10 protein-coding genes are annotated in these 11916 nt (G+C 62.2%); 6 read left to right on the top strand and 4 right to left on the bottom strand.

Annotation, left to right across the window (positions count from 1 at the left end):
• Window positions 1-15 precede the first annotated feature (15 nt).
• Together BM70_RS0113600 and BM70_RS0113595 are read right to left on the bottom strand one after the other, a co-directional pair.
• Entirely contained in the window at window positions 16-1122 is a 1107-nt protein-coding gene (locus tag BM70_RS0113600) for an efflux RND transporter periplasmic adaptor subunit (protein ID WP_025856507.1), read from the bottom strand.
• A gap of 18 nt (window positions 1123-1140) precedes the next feature.
• On the bottom strand, window positions 1141-2361 hold the full coding sequence (locus BM70_RS0113595; RefSeq protein WP_025856506.1) for a TolC family protein: 1221 nt from the start codon (window positions 2359-2361) through the stop codon (window positions 1141-1143).
• A 242-nt stretch (window positions 2362-2603) separates the two neighbouring features.
• On the opposite strand from BM70_RS0113595, the gene BM70_RS0113590 reads away from it, so the two are divergent.
• Window positions 2604-3974: a gluconate:H+ symporter gene (locus BM70_RS0113590; RefSeq protein ID WP_025856505.1), complete on the top strand. Its 1371-nt coding sequence runs from the start codon at window positions 2604-2606 to the stop codon at window positions 3972-3974.
• A gap of 2 nt (window positions 3975-3976) precedes the next feature.
• On the opposite strand, the gene BM70_RS0113585 is transcribed toward BM70_RS0113590, so the two are convergent.
• Complete coding sequence (locus tag BM70_RS0113585; RefSeq protein WP_025856504.1) at window positions 3977-5266, bottom strand: MFS transporter; 1290 nt, start codon at window positions 5264-5266, stop codon at window positions 3977-3979.
• Between the two features lie 185 nt (window positions 5267-5451).
• Between BM70_RS0113585 and BM70_RS0113580 the strand changes: the two genes are divergently transcribed.
• The 4 genes from BM70_RS0113580 (at window position 5452) to BM70_RS0113565 (ending at window position 10680) form a co-directional block, all read left to right on the top strand.
• On the top strand, window positions 5452-6870 hold the full coding sequence (locus BM70_RS0113580) for a short-chain fatty acid transporter (RefSeq protein ID WP_025856503.1): 1419 nt from the start codon (window positions 5452-5454) through the stop codon (window positions 6868-6870).
• 151 nt (window positions 6871-7021) lie between these two features.
• Window positions 7022-8722 carry an acid phosphatase gene (gene acpA, locus BM70_RS0113575; protein ID WP_025856502.1) on the top strand — a complete coding sequence of 567 codons (1701 nt, stop codon included), beginning with the start codon at window positions 7022-7024 and terminating at the stop codon, window positions 8720-8722.
• A 122-nt stretch (window positions 8723-8844) separates the two neighbouring features.
• A complete protein-coding gene (locus BM70_RS0113570) occupies window positions 8845-10014 on the top strand; it encodes a hypothetical protein (RefSeq protein WP_025856501.1) in 1170 nt (389 codons plus the stop codon).
• 144 nt (window positions 10015-10158) lie between these two features.
• On the top strand, window positions 10159-10680 hold the full coding sequence (locus BM70_RS0113565) for an SET domain-containing protein-lysine N-methyltransferase (RefSeq protein WP_025856500.1): 522 nt from the start codon (window positions 10159-10161) through the stop codon (window positions 10678-10680).
• Here the strand turns inward: BM70_RS0113565 and can are convergent.
• The gene (gene can, locus BM70_RS0113560; protein WP_025856499.1) at window positions 10677-11321 is read right to left on the bottom strand and encodes a carbonate dehydratase; all 645 of its coding nucleotides are present in this window, start codon (window positions 11319-11321) and stop codon (window positions 10677-10679) included. The genes BM70_RS0113565 and can overlap by 4 nt on opposite strands.
• A 139-nt stretch (window positions 11322-11460) precedes the next feature.
• On the opposite strand from can, the gene BM70_RS0113555 reads away from it, so the two are divergent.
• The gene (locus BM70_RS0113555; protein ID WP_025856498.1) at window positions 11461-11865 is read left to right on the top strand and encodes a hypothetical protein; all 405 of its coding nucleotides are present in this window, start codon (window positions 11461-11463) and stop codon (window positions 11863-11865) included.
• The last annotated feature ends 51 nt before the right edge of the window (window positions 11866-11916 follow it).

The following is an 11916-nucleotide window of genomic DNA, read 5'->3' as shown; positions in this document are numbered from 1 at the left end:
AAATCACTCGCAGGATCAATGGGCGTGCTCGGCCGAGCCTTTGCCCAGTTCGGACTTGAGGATGAAGCTGCCGACCGTGGCCACCTGCGCCCCGGCATCCAGGCCCTGGCGGACTTCGACGTAGCCGTTTTCGCGCGCGCCCAGTTCCAGGTGACGGGTGACAAAACCGTGCTCGGTGCGCACGAACACCGAAGGTTTGTCCTCGACGGTCTGGATCGCCTCCTGGGGTACGGTGACCTTGGCCTGGAATGTGTCGGTGGCCAGTTGCACGCTGACAAACAATCCAGGGCGCCAGGCATCGTCGGGGTTGGGCACGCTCACACGCACGGTGGCGGTGCGCGTCTGCTCGCCGAGCAGGTTGCCGACATAGGCCACGGTGCCGTGTACCTCGGTGCCCATTTCCGTGGAGCTGACTTTTACCGGTTTGCCGACGCGCACCTTGTTCAAGTCCTTGGGGAACACCCCGAAGGTCACCCACACCTGGGACAAGTCCGAGAGGGTGAAGGCGTTTGTGCTCTCACTCACGACTTCGCCGACGCCCAGGTGTTTTTCCACCACGACGCCAGCAAAAGGCGCACGCAGTTCGTAGCGATTGCCCCCCACCAGCACAACGCTGCCGCTCAACGCGCTCATCTTCTGGCGGGCGTTGTTCAGGGCGATTTCGGCTTCCTGCAGAGACTGGCGCGCCTGCAGGTAATCCTGCTCGGCGGAGATCTTGTCCTGCCACAATTGCCGCTCTCGCTGGAAGGTGGTGCGGGCCAGTTCGACCCGACGCTCGCTGGCGGCCAACTCGCTGCGCTGATCGGAAATCTGCTGGCTGGCGATCACCGCCAACAACTCGCCCTTCTTCACCGACTGGCCGAGATTGACCTTGACCGACTCCACCACACCCGCCGCACGCGGGACGATGTGGGAGGTACGGTCTTCATCGAAGCGCACCTCTGCCGGCAGCACCAGCAACGTGCTGATCGCACGCGGTTGAGCCTGGGCGATCTGAATGCCAGCGGCCTGAATCTGCTGCTCGGTGAGTTCAAGCTCACCTTCTTCTTCATCAGCCTTTGCAACGCTGGACAGCATCAGGCTCAAGGCGACGGCAAGCGCCACGCCACGTGTGTTGTTCATAGAGGACTCCAGGAAAAATCAAAACCGGGCGAGGTCGCCGTAGATCCGTTCGATACGCACCCAGGCATCGGTGGCCTGGGCGGTGGCCGCGAGGTATTGGGTACGGGCCGCGATCAGGGTGCGCTGGGCGTCGAGCACGTCGAGGAAACTGAACTTGCCCATCTCGAAGCCGCGGGTGGCGCTGTCCACCGCACTTTGGGCGGCCGGCAGGATCTGCTGGTTGAAGGCGCGCACTTCGGTATTCGCGGTTTGCCACAGGTCGAGGGCTTGTCGGGTTTCGGTGCGCAGGCGCAATTCGGCGGCGTTGCGCAGGTCGCGGGCCTGGTCGGCGCGGCGAGTCGCCGCCAGCACGTTGCCCTGGTTGCGATTGAACAGCGGGATGGGCATCGACACGCCCACCAGGTTCACGCGCTCGCGCACGCTGGCGTCGTATTGGCTGCCGATGGACACGTCGAGGTCGGGAATGCGCTGGGCCTTTTCCAGGCCGACGCTGGCTTCGTTTTGCAGGATGTTCAGTTCGGCCAGGCGCAGTTCGGCGGTTTGTTCAAGACGATCCAGCAACTGGACGGCTGGCGGCAACGACGGTGTGGATGATTGTGGTGGGGCGACGGCCTGGAAGTCCGGCATGGCGCTGCCGGTGCTGGCGGCCAGGCGGCGATAGGCATCGGTGAGGCCTGTTTGCGCGCGATTGAGCTCCAGGCGGATCTCCGACACCTGCACCTGGGCGCGGGTGGCTTCCACCGGCGAGGATTTCCCGGCGCTGACACGACCGTTGGCGACGACCAGGCCGCGCTCGGCCAAGGCCATGGAACGCTGCGCCAGATCGAGGCGTTCCTGCGCCTGTAGGGCACCGTAATAGCTGTCGATGACATCGGCGCGCAATGTGTTGCGACGTTGTTCCAGGGTGAGCGCGGCAGCGTCCTGGGCACGCGTGGCGACGTCGATACGAGCGCCGCGCTTGCCACCCAGCTCCAGGGTCTGGCTGAGTTTCACCGTGGTGGTACGTGTATCGCGACGGGTGTCTTCGGCATCCCAGGAGACCACCGGGTTAGGGATCAAGCCGGCCTGTTGGCGACCGCCTTGGGCGATGTCGATTTCCCATTGCGCGGCCGCCAGGTCCGGGTTGTTGGCAAAGGCGGTCTGCAGCGCCGAATCGAGGGTCAGGGTCTGTGCGTGAGCACTGCTGGCAATCACCCACAACACACCCGCCCCCAGAAGTTTTCTAACGGAAATTGCCATAACGAGAGTTCCACGCCCATGAAGTACAAGCGGGGGCAATGTAGCGGTCGCGACTTATCACAGCGGTGGAGCAAAGATTACAAATCCGACAGCAATGGCTCTGCGGCAGGTATTTCGGACCGTTATTGACGGTTGCACCAAAACGGCACATAAGCACTGGGCTATCGCGGTATCAGGTATGCTTTTCGAGCAGGAAACAAAAAGAAACAATTTTCCCAACCTGTTCGATAAGGAGTCCCGCTTTGGAGTTATCGACTGCCGCGTGGATGGTTCACGACACACGCCTTATGTTTTGCGTCCTGCTGGCCATCGCCAGCATCATCGTGCTGATCAGCGCGACCAAACTGCCGCCGTTCCTGTCGATCCTGATCGGCACCTTTATCGCCGGTGTCGGCGCCGGCCTGCCGCCGGAAGAAGTGGCCAAGGCGTTCAGCAAGGGCGCCGGGGCGATACTCGGTGAAGCCGGGATCATCATCGCCCTGGGCTCGATGCTCGGCGCGCTGATGGCCGAATCCGGCGCGGCCGATCGCATTGCCACCACCTTGCTCGGGCTGGGCAAGGGCAAGTCATTGCCGTGGGTGATGGCGCTGGTAGCGATGGTGATTGGTTTGCCGCTGTTCTTCGAGGTAGGCCTGGTGATGATGGTGCCGATCATCTTTGTGATGGCCAAACGTTCGAACCAGCCGCTGCTGAAAATTGCCATTCCGGCGCTGGCGGGCATGACCACCCTGCACGCCCTGATGCCACCGCATCCGGGGCCGCTGATTGCGGTGAGCGCGCTGCACGCCGACCTGGGCCTGACCATGTTGCTGGGCTTCTGCCTCGCGGTACCGGCAGTGATTCTGGCGGGCCCGATCTACGGCAACTGGCTGTCCAAACGCCTGCACGTGGATGAGCCGGCTGACATCGGCGCACTGTTCAGTGCTCCGCCCAAGGCGCCGCGCCAGCCGAGTTTTGGCGTGTCGCTGCTGATCATTCTGTTGCCCGTGATTCTGATGCTGGGCAGCACCCTGGCCAAGGTCGCGCTGCCGGCCGAAAGCACCGTCGGCCTGACCTTGAAGTTCCTCGGCGAACCCCTGATCGCCCTCGGCCTGGCCGTGATCGCCGCAGTGATCTGCCTCGGCTGGGCCGCCGGCATGCCGCGTGCCGACGTCGGCAACACCCTGCGCAAAGCCCTCGCCCCCATCGCCGTGTTGCTGCTGACCATCGGCGCCGGTGGCGGCCTCAAGCAGACCCTGCTGGACGCCGGCGTCAGCCAGACCATCAGCAAGGTCGCCGAAGGCGCACACATGCCCTACCTGCTACTCGCGTGGTTGATTGCGGTTGCGTTGCGCCAAGCCACCGGCTCGGCCACCGTCGCCACCACCACGACCGCCGGCATCCTCGCGCCGATGATGGCGGGGCTGGCCGCGACGCAAAGCTCATTGGTAGCGCTGGCGATCGGCGCCGGCTCGGTGTTCTTCTGCCACGTCAACGACGCCGGGTTCTGGATGGTGCGTGAGTACTTTGGCTTGCAGTTGAAGCAGACGATCTGGGTGTGGTCGGTGCTGCAGACCATCGTGTCCGTCGTGGGGTTGGTCGGTACGTTGCTGATGTGGCACTTCTTGACCTGAAACTAGGCAGCCAACGTGTGGCGCTTGCCAAACAGCGCCACACTCCCCACGCCCACCGCCCCCATCACCACGCAGTACCCCACGCAAATCCACGGGCTGGTGGGCATCAGCGCAATCAGTAGCAGCGGTGTCGTACTCGCCCACAGCGCGTAGGCAATGTTGTAGGTGAAGGATATCCCTGACACCCGCACGTGCGCCGGAAACAGGCCGACCATCACCGACGGCACCGCACCCACCACGCCGCAACTCAGGCCCGCCACGGCGTAGGCTGCGCCCAGCCAGACACCGCCATTGATCAAGCTGGCGTACAGCAGCGCAATGCCCACCGGCAGTAACAGGCTGTAGACCAGCACCGCGCGCCAGGCGCCAATGCGGTCCACCAGCAGGCCCGCCAGGACGCAGCCGATATTCAGGAACACGATGCCCAACGCGCTCAAGGCGAAGGTGTGGCTGGGGCTCATGCCGAAGGTTTTCTGCATCATGGTAGGGGTGATGACCACCAGTACTACCACGGCGGAGGTGAGCACACAGGTGAGGATCATTGCCGGCAGCAGCACGGCGCGGTGGTCGCGCAGCACGGTGCGCAAGGGCAGCTCGGCGGCAGCCTGGCGACGGGCCTGCATTTCGAGGAACACCGGGGTTTCACTGAGCCAACGGCGCAGCCACACGCCAATCACACCGAATACGCCCCCTAGCAGGAAAGGAAACCGCCAGGCGTAGTCGAGGATTTCTGCAGGGGTGAAGACTTGCGCCAGCAGTGTGGCGGTGAGCGCGCCGAGCAGGTAGCCGAAGGTCAGGCCGGCCTGCAGAAAGCCCAGGGCATAACCGCGATGGTGGGGGGGCGCGTGTTCGGCGACGAAGGTCCAGGCGCTGGGCACTTCACCGCCTACCGCTGCGCCTTGCAGCACGCGCAGCGCCAGCAGGATCAGCGGCGCAAAATAACCGATTTGCGCATAGGTGGGCATGATCCCGATGAGCAAACAGGGCAAGGCCATCATCAGGATGCTCAGGCTGAACACGCGCTTGCGCCCCAGGTGATCGGCGAAATGGGCCATCAGGATGCCGCCCAGCGGGCGTGCCAGGTAGCCGGTGACGAAAATGCCGAAGCTTTGCAGCAGGCGCAGCCACTCGGGCATTTCCGGCGGGAAGAACAGTTGGCTCAACGTCAGCGCGAAAAACACGAAGATAATGAAGTCGTAGATTTCCAGGGCGCCGCCCAGGGCGGCCAGGCCCAGGGTTTTGTAGTCGGAGCGGGAAAAACGCTGCGCCTGTGGGGAAAAGGTGGCAGTCATGTGAAGGCTCGGCAGACAAACAAAATGGCGTGCAGGTTATGAGCTGAGCCCAATGATGGCAATCGCAACAGATATATTTGTTTTCCTCATGGATCGATGAAAATAACTGCATTCCCATATCAATCGCCGTAGCGGAACATGCCGTAAAACTGCCAACACCATAATAAATACAAGAGGAAAGACTCGTGGCCGATGCTATCGAAGAAAGCCGCTATGCCCGATTTGCCCTGCGCTGTTCCAACTTCGCCGAACGCTGGTTTCCAGACTCCTGGGTGTTTGCAGCCCTCGCCGTGATCATCGTCACCGTCGCGACCCTGGGCATGGGCGCCGCGCCGACCGAAGCCGCCAAAGCCTTTGGCGATGGGTTCTGGAGCCTGATTCCGTTCACCATGCAGATGGCCTTTGTGGTGATCGGGGGCTATGTGGTGGCCAGTTCGCCGCCCGCGATAAAACTGATCGACCGCCTGGCGCGTATCCCGAAGAACGGCCGCTCGGCCGTGGCCTGGGTGGCGCTGATCTCGATGGTCGCCTCCTTGCTGAACTGGGGCCTGTCCCTGGTATTTGGCGGCCTGCTGGTGCGGGCATTGGCTCGTCGCACGGATTTGCGCATGGACTATCGTGCTGCCGGCGCTGCGGCGTACCTGGGTCTTGGCGCCGTATGGGCGTTAGGGCTGTCGTCGTCCGCCGCACAGTTGCAGGCCAACCCGGCCAGCCTGCCTCCGTCGATTCTGTCGATCACCGGCGTGATCCCGTTCACGGACACCATCTTTCTGTGGCAGTCCGGAGTGCTGCTGCTGGCGTTGATCGTGGTGTCACTGATCATCGCCTACGCCACCGCGCCCGGCCCGAACAGCGCCCGCGACGCCAAGGCGTGCGGGGTCGACCCGGCGTTCAACCTGCCCAAGCTGCAAGCCCCGACACGCCCGGGCGAGTGGCTGGAACACAGCCCGTTGCTGACCATTCTGCTGGCGTTGCTGGCGGCCGGCTGGCTGTTCCATGAGTTTTCGACCAAGCCGGCGATCAGCGCCATCTCGGGGCTGAACACCTATAACTTCCTGTTCATCATGGTCGGCGCCCTGCTGCACTGGCGTCCGCGCAGCTTCCTCGATGCAGTGGCCCGTGCGGTGCCGACCACCACCGGCGTGCTGATCCAGTTCCCGCTGTACGGCTCGATCGCCGCGCTGATGACCGTGGTCAAGGGCGGCGACGGCCAGACCCTGGCGCACCATATCTCGACCTTCTTCACCTCCATCGCCTCCCACGACACCTACGCGCTGCTGATGGGCGTGTACTCGGCGGTGCTGGGCTTCTTTATCCCGTCGGGCGGCGGCAAATGGATCATCGAAGCGCCTTACGTGATGCAAGTGGCCAATGACCTGCAATACCACCTGGGCTGGGCGGTGCAGATCTACAACGCCGCCGAGGCGCTGCCGAACCTGATCAACCCGTTCTATATGCTGCCGTTGCTGGGCGTATTGGGCTTGAAGGCGCGGGATTTGATCGGCTTTTCGTTCGTGCAACTGCTGGTGCACACGCCGCTGGTGTTGTTCCTGCTGTGGGCATTGGGGACAACGTTGAAGTATTTGCCGCCGGTAATGCCATAGGTAATGCCATAGAAGCAGCAATAAGCTGCAAGCGGTCAGCCTCAAGCGTGTTGCTTGAAGCTCGCCACTTGCAGCTGTCTTCGTTCCGTCACATTCCATTGCTACCGTCCTGCGAAATATCTTGCAACATCTCGCCAGGACTCCCCCCACAATGAGTGACGATCACAAAGACCACCCTACCCCCGATTCCGTAGCCCAACCGCCGGTAGACACCAGCCGTCGGCGCTTCCTGGGGGGCGCGGCGGTGTTGGGGGTCGGTGCGACCTTGAGTGGCTGTGGCAATACCAGCGAAGCACCGGGCAAACCGGTGGCGCGGCCGCTCACGCCACAAGAGCTAGACAAAGCCCTGCACGACCAGGTGAAAACCGTGGTGGTGATCTATGCCGAGAACCGCAGCTTCAACAACCTGTTTGCGGACTTCCCCGGTGTGGAGAAACCGCTGTCGGCATTGTCTGCCGTCGACACTCAGCAACGCGACCGCGACGGCAGCGTGCTGACCACGCTGCCCCCCGCCTGGGGTGGCGTGTTGCAGGTCGGCCCACAGACGGTTGATGGGGTGACCTACCCCAGCGAAGTGCAATTCCAGGAAAACCTGCCCAATGCGCCGTTCGCCCTCAAGGGCCCGAACGCCGAGGACCTGCCTCTGAGCCTGGTCACCCGCGACTTGTGGCACGTGTTCTATCAGAACCAGATGCAGATCAACGGTGGCAAGAACGACGGCTTCGTCGCCTGGGCGGATTCCGGTGGCCTGGTGATGGGCCACTACGCCCAGAGCCGATACTCCCTGCGTTTGTGGGATGTGGCCAAGGAGTTCGTGCTGTGCGATAACTTCTTCCAGGGTGCGTTCGGTGGCTCATTCCTCAACCATCAGTACCTGATCAGCGCCACCGCGCCGTTTTACCCGAATGCCGCGCAATCGGTGGCCAAGGCACAGATCGCCACGCTGCAAAGCGATGACCCCACCGACCCGCGCCTCAAGCCGCTGGACAAGTCTCCCGCCAGCGCCATGACCGGCCCACCGCAGTTCGGCCCCAGCGCCCTGACCCCGGATGGCTACGGTGTGAACACTCTGGCCCCGCCATACTGGCCGACCTGGATTCGCGACCCGGAAAACCCGGACTACTCCAAGCCCGACCTGCCTAACGTGCTGGTGCCGCAAACCCACGAGCACATCGGTGACAAGCTGTCGAAAAAGAATGTCGACTGGGCGTGGTACGCCGGTGCGTGGCAAGCGACGCTGGACCAGTTCAAGGATTCGGGCGGTATCCCGAAGATTCCGAACTTCCAGTATCACCACCAGCCGTTCAACTACTTCAAGCAACAAGGTCCGCAGAACCGGGCCGAGCGTGACAAGCGCCTGCGCGATGGCGGTTTGGGGGACGAGTCGAGCACCAACAGGTTCTTTGCCGATGCCCAGGCCGGCACATTGCCCGCCGTGACCTTCTACAAGCCCCAGGGCAACCTGAACATGCACGCAGGCTATGCCGACGTGGCCTCGGGCGACCGCCATATCGCACGCGCCTTGAAGGTACTGCAGGAGAGCCCGCAGTGGAAAAACATGGTGGTGGTGGTGACCGTCGATGAAAACGGCGGTTGGTGGGACCACGTGGCACCGCCCAAGGGCGACCGTTGGGGCCCGGGCACGCGGATCCCGGCGATTGTAGTGTCGCCGTTCGCACGCAAAGGCACGGTGGACCATACCGTGTATGACACGGCATCGATCCTGCGCTTGATTACTCGGGTGTTCCAGTTGGAGACCCTGGACGGCCTCAAGCAGCGGGATGACGCGATGATCGCCCGCGGCCAGACGCCCATGGGCGACTTGAGCAACGCCTTGCAGTTCAACCTGTAGGTTTTCTTATCCAATAGCGACACGCCTGGCGATTTAGCACGCGGTTTTCCTGGTCAGCCGCTACTGTGTGGAGGTGGGCTTCCATCCCGCGCAGACGGGCTTTCGCTGACAAGGAAACAACCATGTTCAAACCGACCAGGCTGACCTTCACCCTGGCCGCACTGATGGCGAGTGCGGTCGTACAGGCCGATATCGAAGTTCCGCTGGGGAGCACCCAGCGCGTGACCCAACTGTTCGCCTATCCCAATAACTGCAACGTGATCTGCTTTCGGCCATGGACGCTGGAGCAGACTGCCGAGCACTATCTGAACCAGAGCCTGCAACGGGATGGCTACAGCCGGGCGAAAGTCAGCGTCAAAACCCATGACGGGCAGGTCTCAGCGACCTTCAGCGGCGTACCGGACAGTTACGGCCAACCCCTGACCACGTTGCTCAACACCGCCGACCTGGCCTATCAAGGCGCCAGGCAGCTCAACAGCGACGGCAAGTGGGCCTATAACTGGTACCTGTTCCTGCCGCTGGGCATGGCCCTGGAGAACCGCAAAAGCGTCGAGCTGCTGCACTTCCCACCGGATTACTCGCTGACCCAGGCCCAGGACTACCTGCAATCGGCCACCACGGACCGCTGGGCCACCCTGCTCACGGATAACGGCATCCCAGCCACTGAAACGCCGGCTTACCAGACCATCATCGATATCGCGCCCATCGCCGCGCCGTCCAACGCCGGCAAGGACCTGGAAACCGTCTACAGCTACTTCACCGATTACCAGACGCGCATGGTCCAGGAACTGAGCCTCTCCGCCAAAGGGGCGTTGCCGATGGTGGCGTTCGGCGCGCCGGTGCGCAGTTGGATCAAGCAACAATACGGGCAGACCGTGGCGGTGCTGGGCCTGGCGCAGATCAGCCCGGTCGCCGGCAAGACCGTCCCGGTGCTGGGCGCCAACCACCCGAGTTACATCTGGTATGCGGCAAGCCCCGACACTTACGACGGCAACGAGCAGAAAGCCGACGAGGCCGGGTTGAAGGTGATGGGTCAGGACCTGAGCGCCGCCTGCTGGCAAGCCGGGATGGGGCAGAAACCGGCGAGCGATCCGAATGTGTTGCTCAAGGCGTGCATGAACACTTGGCAGGTTACGCGCAAGGAGCAAACCTGTGAGTTGTTCTATACCTCGGTGCGCAACCTGTCCCCGGAGGAGGCCAACGCCAAATGCGCCACGCCGGGCATCAAGACCCAGTTGAAACAATTGAGGAACGCGGCCCCGACGCCAGCCATTGCAGCCCCGGCGCTGTAGTGCGCACAAAAAACCGATTTCTACTGTCAACATTGACAGTAGAAATCGGTTTCGTCTTCAGCGAGTCTTGAGCCGCGTCCATCAGCTGCAAGACTGGCAGTCAGACACCACCCGCAGGTCGATGCAGCCTAAACCAGGAGAGTCATGAAAACTCAGGCCATGGATAAGGCTAAAACCGCTGTGAGTGACTGCCTTTACCCGTTCAAATCCAAGCTCGGACAAGGCTACCCTTCAAGCGAGCAATTCGAAGTGGTGCAGGACACGGGCGGCAGTGGTGCCGTGGTCAAGGCGCGCGTGGCCTTCGACAGCCGTGTATGCATCGCCACGATTTCCGGCTACGTCCTCAGGGAGCGACGCCGACACACCTTGCAACTGTCGTCGCGCACCCATCTCTATGACTGTTGGTTCAGCGGCCTGTTTTCGCATTCGTGCAAACCGAATGTGTTTCTCGACTTGCACTACCTGGAGGTCTGGGCCCTGCATGAAATCCATCCCGGCGAGCGGTTGACCATGGATTACGCCATGACCGATGACGTACTGTTCCGGCAGTTCGCCTGCCGATGCGGCGAACTGAGCTGCCGGGGCTGGATTACCGGTCGCGATGAGCCGCTGAACGCCGAAGGGCAGGCGTTCATGGCCCAGTGGCGCGAGCGCAAACGCCCTTAGGCTTCACCCAACGGACGCAGGCGATACTGCGGCGGCAGTTGCTCGAAGCCACTGATGGTGGTGTTCAAGCTCTTCCAGCGGCCATCCTTGATGCCGTAGATACAGCCATGGATGGACAGGCTCTGCCCACGGTGCCAGGCGTTTTGCACAATGCTGGTGTGACCGACGTTGGCTACCTGCTGGATCACGTTCAGCTCGCACAGGCGGTCGACGCGTTCTTCTTCGGTAGGCAACTGGGCCAGTACGTCGCGGTTTTCGTAATAAAGGTCACGAATGGTGCGCAACCAGCCGTCGATCAGGCCGAACTGACGGTCCTGCATCGACGCACGCACGCCGCCACAGCCATAGTGGCCGGTGACGAGGATATGTTTGACCTTGAGCACGTCCACCGCGTACTGGATCACCGACAGACAGTTGAGGTCGGTGTGCAGCACCACGTTGGCCACGTTACGGTGCACGAACAGATCACCCGGCAGCATGCCGACGATCTCGTTGGCCGGGACCCGGGCGTCGGAGCAGCCGATCCACAGGTATTCCGGGGTTTGCTGGCGGGCGAGCTTGGCGAAGAATTCGGGATCTTCCTGTTTGATCGCGTCCGCCCAGCGTTCGTTGTTATCAAGCAGGTCTTGTAGTTCGTTCATCAGGGAAAGCCTCAGGAATGATGCGCAGTTTTGTGACTGACAACCCCTCGTCCAGGTCACGCCGCGCGCAAATTAGCTTGAATCTTTGGGGAGCCCAGCCTGTCCACACACTATAAGCCCCACAGTATGAGGATTGGCCATGACTGAATCACGACGTCCCTACGGTGCTACGCAGCCCGAACCCATTGATGACAACGAAGATCGCATGGGTTCGATGCGTGAGCTGGATTTTGACGAGGAAGAACCGACCGCAGAAATTGGCGATGAGATCCCGCAAAGCGAGCGCGAACACCTGATGCCCGACGAACGGGTACGCGAAGCGGGAATGACCGGGGCTTCGACGGCGGATCATGAGTCCACGGATGATGACATGAGCCCGGAAACGCTGATCCATGAAGATGGCGCGCGGGATGCCCGGGAGGCCGGTGAGGGCGAACAGGCGGATTGGGACCTGAGTATCGTCGATGAAGATGAAATTGGCGGCGGCAATGGCCTGGATGAGGCCGAGTTGGCCGACATTGATCCCGTCGACGGCAATCGCTGAGACGACATGGTCCGCCGTGAACAATGACCCGTAGGAGCCCGGCTTGCCGGC

The organism is Pseudomonas sp. CHM02 (genome assembly GCF_000612585.1).
Taxonomy (GTDB): Bacteria; Pseudomonadota; Gammaproteobacteria; order Pseudomonadales; family Pseudomonadaceae; genus Aquipseudomonas.
The sequence above is the reverse complement of the archived record's forward strand: the minus strand, read 5'-3'. Positions and strand labels throughout refer to the sequence as shown.